We start from the raw sequence: 20,882 nt of genomic DNA on the forward strand, positions 1-20,882 counted from the left end.
CGGGAGCGAACGGAAGCGAGCAAGATAGGGCGACGGTGCATCGAGACCTTTGGTTTCTACCTGCTCGGTCCGTGCACTGCAGCTCCGGCATGAACGGCACCCCGGCCGCGCTCATTGCCCGGCGTGCCGGCCTCAGACGCGTCCGAGCGCGGTAAGGACGAGGTAGGCCATGTAGCCGACGAACGCGGTCAGGAGTAGCACGCCGTGCCACCGCTCCAGACGGTGCTTGAACCAGGCCAGCAGGATCAGCGCGCCGAACCCGATCATGACCGGGAAGTGGATCCGCAGCGCCTCGGCCTCCACGCTCAGCGGCCGCACGAACGCTACGGTCCCGACCACGAACAGCACGTTGAGCAGGTTCGAGCCGATCACGTTGCCCACGGCGAGATCGGTCTCGCTGCGGAAGACGCCGACGATGGACGCCGCCAGCTCCGGCAGGCTCGTGCCCACCGCCACGATCGTCAGCCCGACGATCACGGGGTCGATCCCGAAGATCTCGGCAATCGCCACGGCCGAGGTCACCATCAGGTTCGCCCCGGCGGCCAGCCCGACGATGCCGCCGGCTAGCAAGAGCACCTTCTTCCAGAGCGGCATCGTCAGCTCGGGCGACGCCGTCACCTGGCCGTCCCCGACGCTTCGGCGCCGCACATCGCGCACGAGGTAGCCCAGGAACCCCACCAGCCCGGCGATCAGGAGGACGCCGTCGAAGCGGCCTATGGTCTCGTTGAGCGCCAGCAGGTAGAACACGACGAGGACGCCGAGCATGATCGGGTACTCCCGCCTGAGCGTCGAGGGAGCCACGGCGAGCGGGACGAGCACGGCGCTCGTGCCGAGGATCAGCCCGACGTTGGCGATGTTCGAGCCGATGATGTTGCCGAGCGCGAGGCCGTCGTTGCCGCCGAGGGCGGCGATGAAGTTCGTCATGAACTCCGGCAGGCTCGTCCCCAGCGCCACCACCGTCAGCCCGACCACGAGCGGCGGAATCCCGAACCCGACCGCGAGGCTCGACGCTCCTCTGATGAGCCACTCCGCCCCGAAGTAGAGAATCACCAGCCCCAGCAGCAGCACGCCGACGTGAACGAGCATGTGGAGAAGGGCGAGGGTGGGATGAGAGATAGGCGGGCGCTCATACGGGCAGCCCCCGGGGCTGTTCACAGCCGCAGCGTGTCGCCGGTGAAGAAGTCCGGGAGAAGCGCCTCGGGCGTGGTCGTCTCGGGCACCGCCTCGCCCCGGTCCATGACGACCGGAACGCCGGGAAGGTACTCCACCAGCAGTTGCCGGCACGCGCCGCACGGCGTCCCCGCCGGGTCGGCGGGACAGGAGAGATAGGCGCGCCGAACCGGACCGGTGCCGTAGGCCGCGGCGGTGGCGACGGCCGTGCGCTCGGCGCAGAGGCCGCGCGTCCAGTCGGCGTGCTCCACGTTGCAGCCGGGCACGAGGAGGCCACCCTCGGTCGCCAGCACGCACCCGACCCGGAAGCCCGACGCCGGGACGTGGGCCCGCTCCGCCACCTGCCGAGCGAGCGCGATGCCCGTGGCGTCGTTCTCCGGCACCGCCGCATCGAGGAACGGCACCCAGCGCGCTCCTACCTCCGGCAACGGCTCCGACCCGAACACGACCGCATCAGGTTCTTCGACGGCAACGTCCAGCCCGAGTCCAGAAGCCAGCCACGCCGCGCCGCCGGCCTCGAACGGCTGCGAGAGCGCCGCCGCTCGCACGTCGCGCCGCTGCCCGGCCGTCGCCGTCACGTAGGCCCCGAGCAGCGCCGGGATCGTCAGCGGGTAGGAGGCGCTCTCGACCCGGGCCCCCGGCACCCACAGCCCGTCCGAAAGAAGCAGCGCTGCCCCGACGGGACGTGTGGAGTACGGCACCCGGGCGGCCTCCGACGCCTCGCGGACGCAGCCGCGCAGCGCAGCGAGGGCGGAGGCAGAGTCGTCGGGTGCGTTCATGCCCGGCGAAGATACCATCCGCCGCGCTCACGGGACGCCGCTGAGTTGCGCCGAAGAACCGGGCAGGGGTAGGTTGCGGAGCCCCTGCCGGGGTGGTGAAATTGGTAAACACAGCAGACTTAAAATCTGCCGGTCCGTACGGGCCTTGCGGGTTCAAGTCCCGCCCTCGGCACTCGTTTTCTCGCTTGCATCTCGATCCTCCGCTATGCCCGCCCAGACCGTAGACGACGCCTACATCGCCGTCAAGCCCGACGAGCCGCTCCAGGCGGGCGATGCCTACTACGAGGACTTCGCCGTGTGGCGCGGAGACGAGTCCGTCAGCGACCTCATCGCGCGGATGATCCGCCGGTCTAACCGGGCAACCCCCGTCGACCACGTCAAGCAACTCTTCACCGGGCACCGGGGGTGCGGAAAGTCGTCCGAGCTGCTCCGGCTGAAAGCGAGGCTCGAAGAGCAGGGCTTCTTTGTCGCCTACCTCGACTCGACCTTTGCCCTCGACGTGAGCGACGTCAGCTACACCGACGTGCTCATCGCCCTCGTCCTCGCCGTAGCGCAGGCGGCAGACGAAGCCGCCGATCTCGATCTCGACGTGCCGGACGGGATCGTGGAGGGCCTCAACCGTCGTCTTGGAGCGTGGGTGCTCGAAGACACCGTGACGCGCGGGGGAGAAACAGAGGTGGAAGCGGAGGCGAAGCTCGGCGGCGGGATTCCCGGCTTGCTCAAGCTCGCCCTCGGCTTGCAGTCTACCCTCAAGGCCGGGGCGGAGAAGAAGCAGACCCTCCGCACCACCATCGACCAGGGCGTCACCGCTTTCCTGGACGACCTCAACATCATCATCGACGACCTCCAGATCCAACTGAGAGACCGGGGCAAAGAGGGCCTCGTCCTCATCATGGATAGCCTCGACCGCATCGTGCTCAAGACGCACGCCGACGGGCGCGGGAACACGCACACTGACCTCTTCATCGACCACGCCTACCACCTCAAAGCGCCCCGCTGCCACGTCGTCTACACCGTCCCCATCTCGATCTGCTTCGAGCGGAACCTGCTCCCGCTCTACGACCGGCCGCGCATCCTCCCGATGGTGAAGGTCCGGGAGCGGCAGCCGGGCCAGGAGGAGGGCGACCCGTGCGAGGGAGCCCTCAGCGCAATGACTGAGGCCGTAGCGCGGCGGATGGACCTCGGCCTCTTCGAAGACCCGGACGACGTGCGGCGGCTCTGCCAGGCCTCGGGCGGCCACATCCGCGACCTGATGCATCTTCTCCGGGACGCCTGTAACTACAGCGAGGAGCAAATCACGCCCCGCACCGTAGACCGAGCGATCCAGGGACTTACCAACATCTACGACCTCCTCGTCCGGGACGCCGACCTCCCCAAGCTGGTCCAGGTCCACCGCGAGAAGCGGCTCCCCGCCGACCCCGAGTACGCGCGGCTCCCGTACCACCTCCTCGTGCTCCAGTACAAGAACGGCGAGCAGTGGGCCGACGTGCACCCCGCCGTCCTGCGGATGTCCAAGTTCCGCCGAGCACTCGACGCGGTAGACGACGAGACCGATCCCGATGGCCGACCCGACGCCGACTGACCAGGCTCCGCTTACCGAGGAAGACCAGGAGCAACGCCGAGCGCTCACGCGGGCGCTCCGGTGGTCCGACGGGTTCGCGCTCCTCTTCGCCCGCGTCAACGTCCCACGCCGGCGCAACATCCTCGCCGAGCGCCTCAAGCAGGAGGTAGCGGACGAGATCCGCGTCCTAGAGATGCGGCTGACCGAGCCGGTGGCCGACCTCGCTTACCGGATCGCCGAGCGGCTGCGGGAGGACGCCGAGGCAGGCGGCGATGGGGAAGCGGTGCGGCGGGCGGTCTTCGTCTACGGGCTGGAGCACAGCCTGCCCTCTGGCGGCGAGCCGATAGGCACTCGCCGCCACGCCCCGCTCGCCGTGCTCAACTTCAAGCGCGAACTGCTCAAAGAGACCGCCCCCGTCCCCATTGTGGTCTGGCTCCCCGAGTTCGCCCTCCGCACGCTCATGGAGGGCGCTCCCGACCTCTGGGCCTGGCGCGGCGGCCTCTTCGCCTTCTCCACACCCCGGGCTGAGACAGAGCAGACGTGGGACACGCTGCGCGACCAGGGTTGGTTGGGAGAATACGACGGGATGACTCTCGCCGAGCGCCGGGAGCGCGCTGCCACCCTCACCGCTCTGCTGGACGAATACGACGCCCGTCCTGATGCTGCCGAGCCGGAGATAGAGGATATCCGTCTCAGCCTGACTGATCGGCTCGCACGACTTCGCAACCGGCTAGGGGACTACGCGGGAGCCGAGCCGCTCTACCGCCGAGCGCTCGAAGTGCGCGAGCGGGTGCTGGGACCCGAACATCCTGATACCATTGCTTCAGTCAACGGTCTCGGTTTTCTCCTCCGAGCGAAAGGCGACTATGCTGGAGCCGAGCCTCTTTGTCGCAGAGCACTAGAAGTGCGCGAACGGACACTTGGGCCAGAACACCCCGACACGCTCACCTCGGTCAGCCACCTCGGGATTCTCCTTCGGTCACAAGGTGACTACGCCAGAGCTGAGCCCTTCTATCGCCGGGCCCTCAGCGGGCGTGAGCGTGTCTTGGGCGCAGATCATCTAGCCACTCTCGTGGCAGTCAATAACCTCGCTTTCCTCCTCCGAGTTCAAGGTAGCTCTTCCGAGGCAGAGTCTCTCTACCGTCGGGCCCTCGAAGCTCGTGAGCGCGTGCTCGGCCCTGATCATCCTAGCACTCTTGTCTCAGTAGATGGCCTTGGGGTGCTCCTTCGAGAGCAAGGCGACTATACCGAGGCCGAGCCACTCTTGCGACGAGCACTCATCGAGCGGAGGCGCGTGCTTGGTCTACAGCATCCTCGCACCCTTTCTTCAACTAGCAATCTCGGTCTCCTTTTGCGGCTGCAAGGTGACTATGTCGGAGCCGAGCCGCTCTACCGGCAGGCCCTCGAAGGGCGCAAACGTGTACTCGGTCTGGAGCATCCCGCTACCCTCTTGTCCGTGAGCAACCTCGGGCTTCTCCAGGAAGACCTCGGAAATTACCCCAAGGCGGAATCGCTCTACCGCCACGCTCTCGAAGCTCAGGAGAGAGTGCTTGGCCCAGAGCACCCCAGTACGAAAGTCACCCGCAGCAATCTCTCGACGTTACTGAAAGAGAAGGGAGAGCAGGGATAAGGCTGAGGCGTTGGGAACCGAACGTCAGTTCATCTGCCCGTCGAAGAGATCGGTGTAGAGGTCGTCGTTGGCGACGCTCAGGTCGATGGGGTTGTCACCCGCGCCGGGGCGGGCGAGGAAAAGGAGCGCGAGGGGCGAAGCAACCGCGGCTACGGCGACCCAGAGGACGCGCTGCGAAAGAGAAAGTCGAGTCATGAGAGTAGGAGCAGGGTGGAGGATAATGGATACCGTTACGTCGGTGTGCGGCATGAAATGACGCAAGGCGGCATGAGTTCGATGAACAGTGTTAAGTATCCGTGCGCTTTTCCTGCCGCTCACCGTTGCGTTCCTCGCCCGGCACTGCTATTCTTAGGCCATCCCTTTCCACTGTCCTCACGCTCATGGCCGCTCCTCAGTACTGGACCCCCGAATTCGTCGAAGCCTTCGTCGAAGCCCTCAACACCGACGCCGGCTTCCAGAAGGCCGCCGGCTCGTTCTCCGACACGATCGTGCTGCGCTGCCTGGACCACCCGAGCGGCGAGGACGTCGAGGCCGCCTACACGTTTGAGGACGGCGAGGTGACCGACGTGTCGCTCTGGATGGAAGACGCTGGCGACCCCGACTTCCGCGACGACCCGTTCGACAAGTCCGCCGCGCTCGCCCGCGCCACGGCGCCGTACCCGGTCTGGGTCGCGCTCGACAAGGGCGAGATGAACCCGCTCGCCGCGCTCACCTCGCCCGACTACCAGATCGAAGGTCCGAAGCTGAAGATCATGGCCAACATGGGCGTCCTGAACGGCATGGGCGACGTCGCCTCGGGCGTCGAGAAGACGTACTGACCCGTGAAGCGTGATGCGTGAGGGTGCCGCCACTGACGGCTCGAAGCGCTCTCGCGGCTCACGTTTCACACCTCGGCGGGTCCAACGCCGACGGCTATCTCCATTCCTCTCCTCATCCAACCGCACCTCCCATGGCCAAGAAGAAAGTCACCATCGTCACCAAGAAGAAAAAGAGCAAAGCGGCCGGGGCCGCCGACGCGTCCAGCCCGAAGGCGGGCACCAGGAAAACGACTGCCAAGAAGGCCGCCCCGAAGAAGTCCGACGGTCTGCTCGGTGTGCTGCCGAGCCTGCCCAGCCTTCCTGACCTGCTCGACTTCCCGGCGGGCGTCGCCGACACCGCCCGAGAGGTCTGGATGGCGGGCATCGGCGCGCTCTCGACCGTCGAGGAGATGGGGGCCGAGATGTTTCAGTCGCTCGTGCAGAAGGGCGAGTACTGGGAGCAGGAGAGCCGGAAGAAGCTGACCGCGGCGTCGAAGACCGCCAGCGACGCCGCCCAGGGCGCGAAGGTGGCGGCGGGGAGCCTGAGCAAGAAGCCCATCGAGTGGACGAGCGCCGCCGAGACCCAGATCCAGCGCGTGGTCGAGGACTCCATCGAAGGCGTTCTGCACCGCCTCAATGTCCCGACCCACGACGAGGTGCAGGACCTCATCGGGCGCGTCGCGGCGCTCTCCGGCAAGGTGGACGCGCTCACCCAGCAGCGCGCCGCGGCCGAGCCGAAGCAGCCGTCCGCGTCGAAGGCCGATAAGAAGACCTCGCCGGAGAGTGCGTCTTCGAAGCGAAGCGCCCCCAGCGTGCCGGTCTACCACGTTGCCCCGCACGACGAGGGGTGGGCCGTCGAGAAGGAGGGGAGCAGCCGCGCCACGAGCGTGCACGGGACGAAGGCTGAGGCCGTCAAGGCCGGGCGCGAGCGCGCCAAGTCGGGCCAGACGGGTCGCCTCGTTCTCCACCGCCAGGACGGGACGATCCAGGACACGTTCAGCTACGGCGAGGACGGCTAGCACGCTTAGCACCAGCGCCTGTCCTCCCACTCCACCCATTCTCCCCACGCCATACATCCCTCCCGACCCTCCCCGCTCTCCACGCCGAGAGCATCTCCTCACGTCCCAAACTCTGCGGTCAGCGCGTCGATTTCGTTGTGGAAGGCCGCGACGAGGGCCTCGGGGTCGGGGGCCATCTTGGCGTCGGTGGCGATGCCGAGCATGACGGTGCCGGCGTAGCTCATCACGCTCACGCCGAGGCCGATGTCGCCCGCGCGCGGGACCCAGAACATGATTCGGCGGATCTCGTTGCCGTAGAAGTGCAGGCACTCGCGCGGCCCCGGCACGTTCGTCACGACAGCTGAGACTTTCGACGAGAGGACCTCGACTACCTGTTCGTGCAGCAGCGCCGGGCCGGCCCCGATCGTCTGCAGGATGCCATAGGCGACGGCGGGCTCGGCGGAGCTTTTGATGATGTCCATCTGCCGCTTGATCTCCATCAGGCGCTCCCGGGCCCCTGCGATGCCGACCGGGAGCGAGAGGAAGACGAGTCCGAAGACGTTGCCGAGGTCGAACGCCCGCTCGTAGGGGCGAAGGTTGACCGGGATTGCCGAGCGGATCTCGACCCCTGCCGTCGGCTCGCCGTGCCCGGCGAGGTAGCGCCGGAGCGCACCCGTGACGGCCGCCATCAGCACATCGTTCAGCTTGCCGCCCGCGCCGTGCGCAATCGCCTTCACGGCGCCGAGCGGGAGCGGAACCGACCAGGCGACGCGCTTGACGACGGTCGCCGGAGCCTTGAAGCGCGTGTCCGAGTCCGACGACATGAGCGCGATCTTGCTCGCCGCCGCTCCCATGCTCATGCCTTGCCGCGCCCACTCCAGCGCTTTGCCCGGACGCTGCACCGCGCCGAGTCCGGTCGTGATGGCACCCGCCGCAGCCCTGCCGAGCCCGTCGATGGCAGTCCCGGCCCGGCGGAAGAGGCGGCCCGTCAGGCTCTCCCCGGTGCGGTCTCGCCCGTAGGCCGGCGTCGCCCGCGCCGGGTCGAACATCTCGTCCGCCATCGCGAGGAGTACGTGGATCAGCGCGATGCCGTCGCCGATGGAGTGGTGCAGCCGGCCGATGAGGGCGCTTCCCCCGTCGAACGACTCGACGAGGTGGAACTGCCACGGCGATTTCGAGAAGTCGAGTGGGGTGCTCATCAGCTCGCTCACCAGCTCTTCGAGCGAGGTCTTGCTGTTCGGCTCGGCGAGGCCCGCCCGGTGGACGTGGGCGTCGATGTCGAAGTGGGGATCGGTCTCCCACATCGCGGTCGGACCTTTGTAGACTACCCGCTGCCGGAAGCGCTCGAAGATCAGCAGCCGCTCCTCGACGAGTCGCTTCAGGTCCTCCAGCTTCATCGGCTCCTCGAAGCCAATGATGCCGACGATCGTCATCGGGTTGACGGGAGACTCCATGCGGAGCCAGGCCACGTCGGCGGCGCCGAGTTTCTGCCTGCGTGCCATGCGGAAATGGGTGAGGGGGAGAGGGGCCGGGGTGGAATCTAACGCGCCGGGCGCTGCCGAAGCAGAGACGGTGTGCCACGACGTAGTATTCTGTTATTGCATTGTAAACAATGCGAGGCGTGGAAGCCGCAGCGCAACGTGTACGCACGTCAACTGTTATTGTGGATAAGTAGGGCTTGGATTTCAGCCCACCGCTTACTATTTTTGCAGCACCTCATGCCGCCTGAGACGGAGTGTCTGCACGGCGACACCCCGCAGTCGCGCCACTGGGAAGCCCGACCCTCGCGGTTGGGCTTTTCGGCCTCACGCCGCCGGGCACGCAGACACTGAGGAGTGTGGATAATCCTACCGATAAGTTGTGCATAACTAGACCTCGTCGGCGCTTGACTTCGCGACTCCTGCGCGTTTAATTGGGCTCAGTGCCTTCGGGCACGCGCCGCCCCTGCGAAGCTCGCTTCGGGCGCGGCGGCTGCCTTCGGAGTTCGCTCCGGGCAGTGACGTTCCTTGACGCGACTGAAGTTCTCCAGGCTGCATGAGGTCGCCGGTATGGTTCCGGCGAGGACGCGGTCTCTGCACGACGCCCAGCGTGTCCCGCCTTCGCGGCGAGGCTACCCCTCGGGGTAAGCAGGCAGACGCAGAGCACCAGGTAAGCCCAACGCTCCCGAGTAGACCGGTCCGGCCGGGCAAAAAGGAACGGTGGCAGAGGCCTCGCCCGCGCAGCAGGTCCGCAACGCGACTCCGGTCGTGTGTGACTCCGGTCACAGCGCGGGCCGCGCGCAGCCATCCCGGAGAAAATGTGTCTGGGCGGCTGCCGCATGCGCACTGTGCCTCAGTACAGTGCACGCGTACGGCAACATCACGATGCGATTCTATCGTACTGCGTTGTGCGCCGCAGCACGCGGACCACGTTTGCCGGGATGCTCTGCATCCCACTAAACAGGTGGCCCGTGCAAGAGCCAGCCTGTTCTTTGTACGGTGCCGGCTTGGGTGGAGGTCTGACGACCAGAACCCCAGGCCAGTCCGTTCCGGCGCAGGTCGGTTTCCGGCCGCGCGCCGGAGGAAGCCTTCGGGCTGACGAAAGAAGGGCTGTCGCGTCAGGAACTACTTTTAGCGGGTCGGTGCCTCGGGTGCCGACCCGCTTTTTTGTGGGCACGCGCGCCCCGCCCGCGCCGCGCCCGCCCCGCCCGGGCGCGTATCTTTCGGCATGGACGAAGCCCCCGCTCCGCAGCCGCCGCCTCAGACGCGCACGCCCGGCCCGATGCTGCGCCAGCGGCGGCGCGTGATCCGGGGTGTCCCGCCGGTAGCCGTGCCGAGCTTCTTCACGCTGATGAACCTGCTCAGCGGGTTCTTCTCGCTCATCCAGACCTCGGCCGGCAACCTGGAAGCGGCGGCGTGGCTCGTCGTCCTCGCCGCGTTCTTCGACCTGCTCGACGGGCTCATGGCCCGCCTCGCGCGCGTCTCCTCGGACTTCGGCCTCGAGCTCGACTCGCTCAGCGACGTGGTCTCGTTCGGCGTGGCCCCGTCGTTCCTGCTCTACGAGTTCGGCCTCGACCAGCTCGGGCCGCTGTGGGGGGCCATTCTGGCGAGCCTGCCGGCGCTCTTCGGAGCCGTCCGCCTCGCCCGGTTCAACACCCTCGCCGACCCCGAGGAGAAGCAGGGCTACTTCACCGGGCTCCCGATCCCGGCGCAGGCCGGGACGGTCGTCGTGTTCATCCTCACCTTCGCCGACTCGTCGTGGTTCGACGTGCTGGAGCGCCGGCAGATCTCGGTCCTCATCACGCTCGTGCTCGCGCTCTCGGCGCTCATGGTCTCGCCCGTCCGCTTCCCGGCGCTGCCCCAGCCCAACCGGTCCAACCTTCGGGCATACCCGTACCGGTTCTTGGCGTTTGGCGTCGGCCTGGTGCTGACGCTCGTCGGCGAGGTCGTATTCCGTGCCGGCGAGGTCGGCCTTCTCATCTCGGCCGTCGTGTATCTTGCCCTCGGGATCGGCGGCGCGATTCGCTGGGCGATCAGCGCCGCTTCCGAGCCCGACGACGCTTCTCCTGACCGCTGACTGCCGTGTTCAAAGCCACCGTTCGCATCACGCTCCGTCCGTCGATCCTGGACCCGCAGGGCAAGGCCGTCCGCCAGGCCTTGCACAGCCTCGGCTATGCCGGGATCGAAGGCGTGCGCACCGGCAAACTCGTCGAGCTTCACATCGACGCCGAGGACCGGGGCGAGGCCGAGCGCATCGCCCGCGAGGCGGCCGAGAAGCTCCTCGCCAATCCGGTGATGGAGGACTTCGCGGTCGAGGTCAGCGAGGTCGAGGCCGCCTCGGCGTGATGAGGGTGTGGCCTCGCCTCGGTCCCGCCGCACCGCCTGCCCGTCCGGCCGCGCCCGACGTGGACGTGGCGGCCGAGGACGAGACCGAGGAGCGCATCGCGTCGCCGTGGCGGGTGATCCTCTACAACGACGAGATCCACACCTTCGACGAGGTCATCCGGCAGGTTATCAAGGCGACGGGGTGCTCTGCGGAGCAGGCCGAGCGCCACGCGTGGACCGTCCACACCGAAGGCAAGGACCGCGTCTTTGAGGGCGAGTTCGAGGACTGCTTCCGCGTGCAGGGCATCCTCCGCGAGATCCAGCTCGTGACGGAGATCGAAGGATGAGCCGGGCGACGAACCGGGAACGACGAGCGTCGAACGGTTGCCCGCGGCATACATGCGCCACCCGTAGCTCATAGCTCGTCGCTCCAATGTCCGATACCTACCGCACGGTCGCACGTTCCGCCCGCGCCGAGCCGCCGAAGACGAAGGGCTCCCGGTTTATCGGCGATGCGTTCCCGGCGGCGACCGAAGCCGAAGCTGAGGCGCACCTCGCGGCCGTCCGAAAGCGCGAGCACGCGGCCACCCACTGGTGCTGGGCGTGGCGCATCGGGACCGGAGGCGACGCCTTCCGCTACAGCGACGACGGCGAGCCGAGCGGCAGCGCCGGGGCCCCGATCCTCCGGCAGATCGACGCCCGCGACCTCACCAACACGGTCGTCGTCGTGACTCGGTACTACGGCGGGACGAAACTTGGCACCGGCGGCCTCGTCCGCGCCTACGGCGAGGCAGCATCCGAGGCGCTTGGCGCAGCGCGCATCGTGGAGCACGTCGTCCGCGTCCCGGTCCGGCTCCGGTTCGCCTACGACGACACGGCACCTGCGATGCACACCGTCAGCCGCTTCGACGCCGAGATCACCGAGCAGCACTACTCGGACGAGACCGAACTCGTCGTCCACGTCCGCCGCTCCGAAGCCGAGGCGCTCCAGGCTGCGTTCGTCGATGCCCTCGGCGGTCGCGGAACGGCTGAGCGCATAGGAGAGGCGTGAAGGGCGAGCGCTGACTCCACCTGCGGCTTTGGGGACGCCGGGCGTATCCTCCTGACAGACCAAACCGGATCAGCATGGAACGACGGCGATTTATTCAGCGGGCGGCGCTCGGCACGGCAGCAGCCGGGCTCGTGGGCTGCGCGAGCGACGGGGGCGAGGCCGAAGGCGGAGCACCAGCCGTAGCCGGGCGGCGCGTCCGGTGGCGGCTCGCCTCCAGCTTCCCGCGCTCGTCGGACATCATCTACCGCGCCGCCGAAACCCTCGCCGAGCGCGTCGCCGCCCTCACGGACGGCCGGTTCGAGATCCGGGCCTACCCAGCGGGCGAGATCGTCCCCGGCCTGAACGTCCTCGACGCGGTCCAGAACCGGACCGTCGCGATGGGGCACACGGCGGGGTACTACTACGTCGGCAAGAACCCGGCGCTCGCCTTCGAGACCGGCGTGCCGTTCGGACTCACAGCGCGGCAGCACAACGCGTGGCTGCTCTACGGCGGCGGCCTCGACAAGACGCGGGCGCTCCTGGCCGACTTTGGGGTCGTCAACCTCCCCGGTGGCAACACGGGCACGCAGATGGGCGGGTGGTGGCGGCGCGAGGTCGGGTCGCTCGCTGACCTGCGCGGGCTCAAGATGCGGATTCCCGGCCTCGGCGCGCGCGTCATGGACCGCCTCGGGGTGACGGCGCTCACGCTCCCCGGCGGCGAGATCTACCAGGCCCTCGAACGGAGCACGATCGACGCGACGGAGTGGATCGGGCCGTACGACGACGAGAAGCTCGGCTTCTACAAAGTCGCCCAGCGCTACTACTACCCCGGCTGGTGGGAGCCGAGCGCGATGCTCTCGTTCTATGTCAACCAGGCCGAGTGGGACCGCCTGCCCGCACCCTACCAGGCGGCGCTCGAAGCGGCGGCGCACGAGGTCAACGAGCGGATGCTCGCCGAGTACGACGCCCAGAACCCGCCCGCGCTCCAGCGTCTCCTCGACGCGGGCGTCGAGCTGCAGCCGTTCCCGGACGACGTGATGCAGGCGGCCTACGCGGCCTCGCAAGACCTCTTCGCCGAGGCGGCTGCCGGCGACGCGGACTACCGCGACGTGTACGAGCACTACCGCCGCTTCCAGCAGGACGCCGACCGGTGGCACGCGCTCGCCGAACAGACCTACGCGAGCTTTTCGCCTGCTGGCCCATCAGGGTAGGCTGCTAATGAGGATTATTTCCTCACTCTCATGTCATGCCCGCGCAGGCATCCATCAGGCGGCGCTTCACGCAGGGGGTGCATGGGTCCCCGCCGGAGCCTGTCCTGAGCGCAGTCGAACGGGCGGGGACGACCTCATCTAGGTAAGACACTATCCTGAAGAACTGGTGTTATCTGCTTTCTGTCCCACTACGTCTGTTATTGCATTTTAGGCAAACATAGTTGTGTCTCGCCTGTGAGGATCAGCGGCAGGAGAGCGGGGTATGCTCCACCGAATCCACCCGATACCGCCATGCTGCCTCGCCTCTCGCTCTTCGCCCTCGCACTCTCCCTCGCCGCGTGCTCGTCGCCGGAGCCGCCTGACGGCGTGCCCGTCCTCGCCGCCGCCGCACCAGCCGCCGTCACCCCGCCCGACGAGTTCGGCGACTACTGGTACCAGGGCCTCGCCGAGATCACGAGCTACGACCTGGAGCAGGCCCGCTACGGCGAGCTTCACCCCGGCGAGGCCGTGCTGATCTACGTCACCGAGCCGTTCCTCGAAGACGAGCAGGTCAAAGCGGACGACCCGAACGCCGACGGCGCGGCGACCGTCCTCAAGCTGAACGCGACGCGGACCTTCAACACCGGCCTCTACCCGTACTCGATGATGACCTCGGTCTTCGCGCCCGTCGAGGGCGGTCCGGCGCTCAAGGTCACGACCTCGTCGCAGGAGTGGTGCGGCCAGACGTTTACCCAACTCAACCGCCGCGACGCGGGGATCCACCTCCAGTTCTACTCCTACTTCGAGGGCGAGGGCGACCAGGACCGGATGCTCTCCGACGTGCTCCTCGAAGACGACCTCTGGACCCAGCTTCGCCTGGGCCCCGACGCGCTCCCGACCGGCGACCTGACGCTCGTCCCCGGCACCGTCCACCAGCGCTTCAGCCACCGCGACCTCGCCCCCGAGTCGGCAACGGCCACACTCGCCGACGGCGACGGCGGGACGCGGACCTACATACTGACCTACCCCGACCTCGGCCGGACGCTTGCTATCACCTTCAGCGCGGCGTTCCCGCACACGGTCGAGACCTGGACCGAGACGGACCGTGCCGGCAGTCAGACGCTCACGACGACCGCCACCCGGAAGGCGCGCGAGATGCTACCGTACTGGTCGATGAACAGCCGCGCCGACGCGCCGCGCCGCGAAGCGCTGCGGCTTAACGGATGAACAGGTTGCGTCTCAACCGCCCCGGGCTGAGGGCTGGCGGGTAGTACGAAGCGCGGGATACGCCGAGGGCTAGCCGAGAACGCCCGCGCCTTGTGTTAACCTGCAGCGGCGGTTGGGACGTCTGTTGCGACGGTGCATTCCCCTAACTGTAACCAGGAATGCGACGGTAGGTATTTGCCCGTTCGATGATTGTGATGGAAGGCCAAAGATCCTGATCCGCAGGGAGGTGTATGCGCGAATCAAGCGATGCTGTCAGGTCTGCAAGGCCGTCAGAAAGACCGAGCGTTCGTAGTCGGTCGGCTTTCTCGTTGTTCAGACGAACGAAACGGTCGGGGTCCAGAAAAATCAGCCCATGATCGAAGGCTCGGTGCATTGTAGGCGACAGAGTGATACCGTTTGTGGTCACGTCTGTCGAACCCTCTACGGCCACCGGGAGAATATGCGCCGCGTCTACTAACCGGAGCTGTGCTCGCGTGACAGCACAACGGTGGCCGTAGGCGTCCAATACTTTGCGACGGAAGTTTGCAGCGCGACTGAGACGGCTTACTTCCGTTACCACGCGCTTCCTCTCAGGTGGCAGCGTGTTGGCTTCCGCTTCAACGTCCTCCGATGCCGCTGCGCGTTGGACTAGAGGCAGCACTTCGGCGCTCCCGGTGTGGAGGAGTAGCGCGTTCAGGACGTATTCCAAGAACTGGTCGGGGCGAATGCCTATCGCAACTTCCTGATTGTCCTTCGTTGTGAAATCCAACCCGTTCTGCAGAGCAGCCTGCAAAGCGCTGAGGTCGATCTGAACCGATGACGAGCCGGGCGTGAACGTTTGGTGCTGCGCTATGTCGAAGCCGCCGAAGATTCCGAGGCTGGGTTCGTATCCCACGAGGACTGTGTACCCGCTTAGATTGAGCGCCAAAGGCGAGTTCACCGTCGTCATTTGGATGCGATACTCACCGGGTAGGCTCGCGCGCCCGCCGTGGGTGAGCGTCCAGATGTAAACCCACAACGTGAAACTCTGGTCGAGGTACTGGACGCCGAACTTCCGCGGATGCGCTCGGACGCTATCCGAAAGATAGACGCCTGATCCGCCCGATTGCTGGACGGCGTCAAGCACCGCATCTACAAGCTGGGTAGGGGAGGCGGCTGGCATAGATCGACTCTACTTTCGCTTGTCAGTTTTCTTGGGGCGCTTTCTGCCTCCGTCTTGGGGAAGCGGTGCCTCACCTTCGACTCCATTCCAGAGTGCAGCCGGATGCGAGATGCTGTATGACGGAACCGTTCGGCCTGCTCTGCTCTCGACTCCACCCTCAAATCGTAGTTTCGCACCGTCCACGTACTCTGCCACCTCGTCCACGCAGACCCATCTACGGCTAAGCCGCTCACACACCTCCCCCGTCACGCACGAACCAGCAAACGGATCAAGGACTAGATCGCCTGTGTCTGTCAGCATCCGAACGAAGAGCTCGGGCACGTCGGCAGGGAAGCGGGCTGGGTGTGGGCTAATTCCGTGCTCTTCGCACGAACGGAGGTAGGAGGAGTTGCTTTCCGTATTAGCGACGGCAATCAGATTTGGGGGAATGGCTGCCCCGTTGTTGCGGGAAAACTTGTCGCTAATGTCGTGTCCACTCGGGCGGAGTTTTGCTTTGTAGCCGTTCTTCAGCAGTCCCTTCATCGACTTGCTGTAAGGCGTCAGAACCCGACGGTTGCTTGCTTTAGGCCACGGCGTTTTAGACAACCACCAGACGCAATTGACGGCGTCCTTGACTCGGATGCGGCGAATGTTGACCCACTCGGCGGGCGTCGGCAGCTTCGAGGGGTTCCACCAGTAGAACTCTTGGGCGAGGTGGAAGCCGAACTGCTTGCACAGCATGATGAGCAGCTCGAAGTGATAGAGCGAGCGCGTAGGCTGGCGCGGTATCCAAGCACCACCGATGTCGATGACGAGCGAGCCATCGTCGGCCAGCACCCGGTGGAACTGCTCGGCAAACGGCTTGAACCAGTCTAGATAGTCTTCCGCGTCGGCGTTGCCGTAGTCCTTCTTCCTAACGAGGCCGAAGGGCGGCGAGGTCATTATCAGGTTGACTTCGCCTTCCGACAGCGACGGAAGCACCGCGAGAGAGTCAGCCTGGAAGATGCGACCGAGATCGGTTTCGTACGCTGGCCGGGGGAATAAAGACTTCTGCTTACTCACGGTGCCTCTGGGTTCATCGAACTCTCTGAACGGGGTCGCCGGAAGATACGGGACTGCCACGGGCCTGCGACAGCCACAGAGTAGGCTCCGTGCGGCCAGCGTTGCGTTTCGTCAGCGAGTTAGGCACGACCGACGGAACGCGCCAGGTCTTCTGCGACCCCGGAGCCTTTTGTACCGCTGAGGTCGAGCCAGCGGTAGGTGGCGCGACGGCGGAACCAGGTGAGCTGGCGCTTGGCATAGCGCCGCGTGTTCTGCTTCAGGCGTCGGACCATCTCGTCGTACCCGACCTCGCCTCGGAGGTAGGCCAGCGGCTCGCGGTAGCCGATCGTCCGAAGCGGGTTGAGGCCCGGCGAGACACCGGCATCCAGCAGGCGACGGTTCTCGTCTAGCAGCCCCGCCTCCAGCATCTGATCTACGCGCCGGTTGATGCGCTCGTACAACTCGGCGCGTGGCCGCGTAAGGACGACCGGCCCAAACGCGAACGGGGGCGGCGTTCGGTGGGCGTGGTAGTACGACAGCGGGCGACCGGTGTCGCGCAGCACTTCGAGCGCACGGACGACGCGCTGCGTCTTGGTCGCGTCCATCGTCGCGGCGCTCGTCGGGTCGAGACGCTCCAGTTCGCGGTAGAGCACGTCGCCGCCCTCGTCGCGCAGCCGTGCCATCAGGACATCGCGCGTGGCGGGCGTCGTCTCGGGAATGTCGGCCAGCCCGTGCATGAGAGCTTCGAGGTAGAGTGTCGAGCCGCCAACGACAACCGGGACCCGGCCGCGGCGAAGGATATCTCTGATGCGAGCGCTCGCAGCCTCGGCGAATCGCCCCGCCGAAAACGGCTCGTCCAGGTCCAGTTCGTCGATGAAGTGGTGCGGGACGCGGGCGAGCTCTTCGGGCGAAGGCTTCGCCGTGCCAATCGTGAGACTCCGGTAGACCTGCCGACTGTCCGCCGAGACGATCTCGCCGCCAAGCCGCTCGGCCAGGGTGAGACTGAGCGCTGTCTTGCCTACGGCTGTCGGACCGATGAGCGCGAGAATCGGTCTGGCCGAACCGCCCGCCACGGTCAGTACTTCGGCATCGAGGGGTCGATCTCGTCGCTCCACGCGAGCACGCCGCCCTTGAGGTTGACCGCGCCCTCGAACCCTGCCTCGCGGAGCATCTGCACCGCCTTCGCCGAGCGTCCCCCGGAGCGGCAATGGACTACAAAGCTCTCTTCCCGGTGTTCCTCAATCTCCTCCAGCCGGTTCGGTAGCTCGTCGAGCGGGATCAGCGTCCCGTCAAGGTTGGCAATGGCGAACTCGTCGGGACGGCGCACGTCGAGGATGAACGGGCGCTCGCCCCGGTCGATCTGGTCTTTCAGGTCTCGGACCGTGACTTCGGGGACAGCGGGGGAGGTGCTCATGGGCGAAGTGGCTGAGGAGGCGCAGAACGCCTCGTAGTCGATGAGATGGGTGATCGTGGGGTGGGTACCGCAGGCAGGGCAGTCCGGGTCCTTGGGGATAGCGAGGGAGCGAAACTGCATGGTCAAGGCGTCGACGAGCAGCAGGCGACCGATGAGCGGTTCGCCGATGCCGAGGATCAGCTTCAGCACCTCCGTCGCCTGGATCGTCCCGATGAGGCCGGGCAGCACGCCGAGCACCCCGCCTTCTGCGCAGTCCGGGACGAGGTCCGGTGGGGGAGGGCGGTCGTAGAGACACCGGTAGCAGGGCCCGTCATCGGTGCAAAATACCGTGACCTGCCCTTCGAAGCGGAAGACGGAGCCGTAGACGTTCGGCGTGCCGGTGAGCACGCACGCGTCGCTGACGAGGTAGCGCGTGGCGAAGTTATCACTCCCGTCGGCCACCACATCGTAGCCGCCGATGAGGTCGAGCGCGTTGTCGCTCGTCAGCCGCACCGGATGAGGAACGAGGTCGACGTGCGGGTTCAGATCGCGCAGTCGTTCCATCGCCGCTTCGAGCTTGGGACGGTCGGCGTCGCGGCTCCCGTAGAGCACCTGACGCTGAAGGTTCGTCTCGTCTACGCGGTCGAACTCTACGATCCCGATCCGACCGACACCTGCGGCGACAAGGTAGAGGGCGAGCGGCGACCCGAGCCCGCCCGCGCCGATGAGGAGCACGGAGGCCTGCTTGAGTCGTTCTTGTCCGGCGAGACCGACCGTGGGCAGCGTCAGGTGCCGCGCGTAGCGCCGGGTTTCGTCGGGTGAAAGCGCTGTCACGTTTGATCCGTTATTGCAAGCAGCTTTTTGGGAAACCTGGAGGGTAAGTCTCCTGGTTGGGAGGCGATGAACATCAGCAAGCCCTGCACCACCAAGATGTTGGTGACGAGGAAGAAGACTGCTTCCTCAATGGGCAGGCCCAGCGGGTCGAAGTCCAAACTGTACGTGTTCGAGATGTCCCAGATGCCATTGCTGATGGCGAAGCGGTCGGCGATCCACAGGTACACGGTAGGCACTGCAATGCCGACGATCCACGCGCGGCGGTGTCGCCAGAAGACGGGTGCCGACAACCAGGCCATACCGGCGAGGACCGGGCCAGCCCACGCCAGGATAAGACCCATGTATAACGTGCGAGTACCGAACAGCATAGCCACGCCTGCAAGGCTCACGGCGGACCAGAATGCAACCAGTAGAGGGCGAATGCTACTGGAACTCTCGGCATGGGAATCCGAGATCTGAGCATGCACAATCATGAGCCATAATCCAGTCAGTACAGGCTGTAACAGAAAGAACATATACTCCTCAATGGGCACGTACCCAATCGTTGCCAGCACCCGGTCTTCACCGTAGTACCACACGCCTCGGTACACGAGGTAGTTGTCCCACGCTGTCGTGTAGATGAAGGCGATCAGCGCAACCAGCGCGATCCAGCCCCACGCACGCTTCGCACCGATGCCTCCCATCGGTTTCCGCTGGAGCACGATCAGTGCCGAGATGGGTGGGAGGATGAACGCGGCGTGGAACGCGAGGTAGGTCAATAGATTTTTTTCTCGAGGTCCTTCATGATGACGCGCGCTGCGTTGCGCCCCGAAGCTCCCATGATACCGCCGCCGGGGTGCGTGCTCGCTCCGGTGAGGTACAGCCCGTCGACGTGGCTGCGATAGCCGCTCATGGTGGGGAAGGGCCGCATCATGAACATCTGGTCAAGGCTCATCTCCAGGTGCATCACGTTGCCCCTGAAGAGACCTAACTCGCGCTCCAGCCAGAGAGGATGCTGGAAAAGTTGGCCCACTACCTTACCGCGGGTCTCGGGAGCGTACTGCTCGAAGGTGTCCAGGATGCGGTCGGCTACAGCGTCCTCGATGTCGTCCCAGGACTGGCCGTTTGCGAGTTCATACGGGTAGTACTGTGCCCAGAGCCAAAGCACCTCGCCACCAGGCGGGGCAAGCGAATCGTCGACCGCGCTGAACGTCATGGCTACGATCGGCGGGTCGTGGGCGGGCTCACCACGCAGGTAGTCGCCGTAGGCACTCGTAACCTGCTGCCGGTCCCGGCAGAGGAGCTGGAGCCCAATGCGTGCTTCGTCACCGGGATGCGCCGCGTACTGCACCGGCTCCGAGAGCGCCAGTCGCAAAATGGCCCCGAACCCGTTTCCCACGCGAGGCGCCGCTGTGGAAGACGTGCGGTAGCGGGCTGGCAGAAGACGTTCGACTGTTTCTAGTATGTGGGTACCGGAGAGGACGCACCTGGCGGTGTACACGTCGCTACCTACACGCACGCCGGTAGCTCTGTCTTTTTCGACGAGTATATCTCCGACAGGTGCCGAGGTAAACACGGCCCCGCCGTGCGCTTCAATGCACATGCGCAGCGCCTGTGTTAGCATGCCGGACCCGCCTCGGGGACGGGCCGCGCCGCCTTCGTGGTAGAGCGGATGCCAGAGCAGAAAGGGCGCGGTGATGGGCTCTGTGGGTGGCGGTCCAGACTGCGCCGCCATCCACACGAGCGGCGTCTTCACCTTCTCCTCGTTGAAATACTCGTCGACTACCTCGCCGTAGGGCTTCATGATGAGCCCCAGCGCCCGCTGCCAGTCCATCTGGGCTGAGGGACCGAACACCATCTTCCTCCCGAGCTCGAACGGCCCCGGCGTCGAGAGGAAGATGTCCTTGATCGTTTTGGAGAACGGGTGCCACTCCTGGATGAAACGCCGGTAGGCCTCGCCTTCGCCCGGGAACTGAGACTCGATGTGATCAGCCGTCCGGTCTGCACTTCGGTAGAAAAAAAGACTGTCTCCGTCGCCAGAGGAAGAGTAAAAGAGCGGATCTAACTCTATGTAATCTAGGCCATGTTCGTACAGGTCTAGTTCGTCAATAATAGGGGTCAAGCGAATGAGTATGTGCGCGCTACCACCGAGGTCGAACTGATATCCGGGTATAATCTCTTTGGTAGATACAGCACCCCCTACAATGTCACGACGTTCAAAGACACCGACGCGGTATCCTGCCTTGGCGAGATAGGCCGCCGACACGAGCGCGTTGTGGCCGGCTCCGACGACAGCAACGTCAAAATCATAGTGCATGAGATTTAAGTCT

20 protein-coding genes and 1 tRNA gene are annotated in these 20,882 nt (G+C 65.9%); 11 read left to right on the forward strand and 10 right to left on the reverse strand.

The window, feature by feature from the left end; translation table 11 throughout:
- Positions 1–132: 132 nt before the first annotated feature.
- Positions 133–1,086, reverse strand: coding sequence for a calcium/sodium antiporter (locus AAGI91_05465; protein MEM1042060.1), 954 nt, complete (start codon positions 1,084–1,086; stop codon positions 133–135).
- A gap of 65 nt (positions 1,087–1,151) precedes the next feature.
- Positions 1,152–1,949 (reverse strand): cytidine deaminase, encoded by a 798-nt coding sequence (locus AAGI91_05470; GenBank protein ID MEM1042061.1) that lies wholly within the window; start codon positions 1,947–1,949, stop codon positions 1,152–1,154.
- 86 nt (positions 1,950–2,035) lie between these two features.
- On the opposite strand from AAGI91_05470, the gene AAGI91_05475 reads away from it, so the two are divergent.
- From AAGI91_05475 to AAGI91_05485, 3 genes are all read left to right on the forward strand, one after another.
- Positions 2,036–2,121: transfer RNA gene (locus tag AAGI91_05475), tRNA-Leu, on the forward strand.
- Between the two features lie 33 nt (positions 2,122–2,154).
- Positions 2,155–3,531: a hypothetical protein gene (locus AAGI91_05480; protein ID MEM1042062.1), complete on the forward strand. Its 1,377-nt coding sequence runs from the start codon at positions 2,155–2,157 to the stop codon at positions 3,529–3,531.
- Positions 3,509–5,140, forward strand: coding sequence for a tetratricopeptide repeat protein (locus AAGI91_05485; protein ID MEM1042063.1), 1,632 nt, complete (start codon positions 3,509–3,511; stop codon positions 5,138–5,140). The genes AAGI91_05480 and AAGI91_05485 overlap by 23 nt, the downstream gene beginning before the upstream one ends.
- A gap of 24 nt (positions 5,141–5,164) precedes the next feature.
- Here the strand turns inward: AAGI91_05485 and AAGI91_05490 are convergent, their stop codons facing one another.
- Positions 5,165–5,335 carry a hypothetical protein gene (locus AAGI91_05490; protein ID MEM1042064.1) on the reverse strand — a complete coding sequence of 57 codons (171 nt, stop codon included), beginning with the start codon at positions 5,333–5,335 and terminating at the stop codon, positions 5,165–5,167.
- A gap of 185 nt (positions 5,336–5,520) precedes the next feature.
- Between AAGI91_05490 and AAGI91_05495 the strand changes: the two genes are divergently transcribed.
- Both AAGI91_05495 and AAGI91_05500 read left to right on the forward strand, forming a co-directional pair.
- Entirely contained in the window at positions 5,521–5,958 is a 438-nt protein-coding gene (locus AAGI91_05495; GenBank protein ID MEM1042065.1) for a hypothetical protein, read from the forward strand.
- Between the two features lie 131 nt (positions 5,959–6,089).
- Complete coding sequence (locus AAGI91_05500) at positions 6,090–6,956, forward strand: phasin family protein (protein ID MEM1042066.1); 867 nt, start codon at positions 6,090–6,092, stop codon at positions 6,954–6,956.
- 98 nt (positions 6,957–7,054) lie between these two features.
- On the opposite strand, the gene AAGI91_05505 is transcribed toward AAGI91_05500, so the two are convergent.
- Positions 7,055–8,437 carry a wax ester/triacylglycerol synthase family O-acyltransferase gene (locus AAGI91_05505; protein ID MEM1042067.1) on the reverse strand — a complete coding sequence of 461 codons (1,383 nt, stop codon included), beginning with the start codon at positions 8,435–8,437 and terminating at the stop codon, positions 7,055–7,057.
- Between the two features lie 1,204 nt (positions 8,438–9,641).
- Here AAGI91_05505 and pssA point away from each other — a divergent pair.
- The 6 genes from pssA to AAGI91_05535 all read left to right on the forward strand — a co-directional run bounded on the left by pssA (position 9,642) and on the right by AAGI91_05535 (position 14,185).
- Positions 9,642–10,490, forward strand: coding sequence for a CDP-diacylglycerol--serine O-phosphatidyltransferase (pssA, locus tag AAGI91_05510; protein MEM1042068.1), 849 nt, complete (start codon positions 9,642–9,644; stop codon positions 10,488–10,490).
- 5 nt (positions 10,491–10,495) lie between these two features.
- Positions 10,496–10,759: a phosphoribosylformylglycinamidine synthase subunit PurS gene (gene purS / locus AAGI91_05515; protein ID MEM1042069.1), complete on the forward strand. Its 264-nt coding sequence runs from the start codon at positions 10,496–10,498 to the stop codon at positions 10,757–10,759.
- Positions 10,759–11,085: an ATP-dependent Clp protease adaptor ClpS gene (locus AAGI91_05520; GenBank protein MEM1042070.1), complete on the forward strand. Its 327-nt coding sequence runs from the start codon at positions 10,759–10,761 to the stop codon at positions 11,083–11,085. Before purS ends, AAGI91_05520 begins: the two co-directional genes overlap by 1 nt.
- A gap of 86 nt (positions 11,086–11,171) precedes the next feature.
- Positions 11,172–11,789, forward strand: a complete 618-nt coding sequence (locus tag AAGI91_05525; protein ID MEM1042071.1) for a YigZ family protein — start codon at positions 11,172–11,174, stop codon at positions 11,787–11,789.
- A 74-nt stretch (positions 11,790–11,863) separates the two neighbouring features.
- Positions 11,864–12,979, forward strand: coding sequence for a TRAP transporter substrate-binding protein (locus AAGI91_05530; GenBank protein ID MEM1042072.1), 1,116 nt, complete (start codon positions 11,864–11,866; stop codon positions 12,977–12,979).
- A gap of 291 nt (positions 12,980–13,270) precedes the next feature.
- Positions 13,271–14,185, forward strand: coding sequence for a septum formation inhibitor Maf (locus tag AAGI91_05535; GenBank protein ID MEM1042073.1), 915 nt, complete (start codon positions 13,271–13,273; stop codon positions 14,183–14,185).
- Positions 14,186–14,327: 142 nt separating this feature from the next.
- On the opposite strand, the gene AAGI91_05540 is transcribed toward AAGI91_05535, so the two are convergent.
- The 6 genes from AAGI91_05540 to AAGI91_05565 all read right to left on the reverse strand — a co-directional run bounded on the left by AAGI91_05540 (position 14,328) and on the right by AAGI91_05565 (position 20,869).
- On the reverse strand, positions 14,328–15,290 hold the full coding sequence (locus tag AAGI91_05540; GenBank protein ID MEM1042074.1) for an HNH endonuclease signature motif containing protein: 963 nt from the start codon (positions 15,288–15,290) through the stop codon (positions 14,328–14,330).
- A 45-nt stretch (positions 15,291–15,335) separates the two neighbouring features.
- Entirely contained in the window at positions 15,336–16,367 is a 1,032-nt protein-coding gene (locus tag AAGI91_05545) for a site-specific DNA-methyltransferase (GenBank protein ID MEM1042075.1), read from the reverse strand.
- Positions 16,368–16,486: 119 nt separating this feature from the next.
- Entirely contained in the window at positions 16,487–17,461 is a 975-nt protein-coding gene (gene miaA, locus AAGI91_05550; GenBank protein ID MEM1042076.1) for a tRNA (adenosine(37)-N6)-dimethylallyltransferase MiaA, read from the reverse strand.
- Entirely contained in the window at positions 17,422–18,573 is a 1,152-nt protein-coding gene (gene moeB / locus AAGI91_05555) for a molybdopterin-synthase adenylyltransferase MoeB (GenBank protein ID MEM1042077.1), read from the reverse strand. The genes miaA and moeB overlap by 40 nt, the downstream gene beginning before the upstream one ends.
- Complete coding sequence (locus tag AAGI91_05560) at positions 18,570–19,331, reverse strand: lycopene cyclase domain-containing protein (GenBank protein MEM1042078.1); 762 nt, start codon at positions 19,329–19,331, stop codon at positions 18,570–18,572. Before AAGI91_05560 ends, moeB begins: the two co-directional genes overlap by 4 nt.
- Entirely contained in the window at positions 19,328–20,869 is a 1,542-nt protein-coding gene (locus AAGI91_05565) for an NAD(P)/FAD-dependent oxidoreductase (GenBank protein MEM1042079.1), read from the reverse strand. The genes AAGI91_05560 and AAGI91_05565 overlap by 4 nt, the downstream gene beginning before the upstream one ends.
- Positions 20,870–20,882: the final 13 nt, after the last annotated feature.

Source organism: Bacteroidota bacterium, from assembly GCA_038746285.1.
GTDB lineage: Bacteria > Bacteroidota > Rhodothermia > Rhodothermales > JANQRZ01 > JANQRZ01.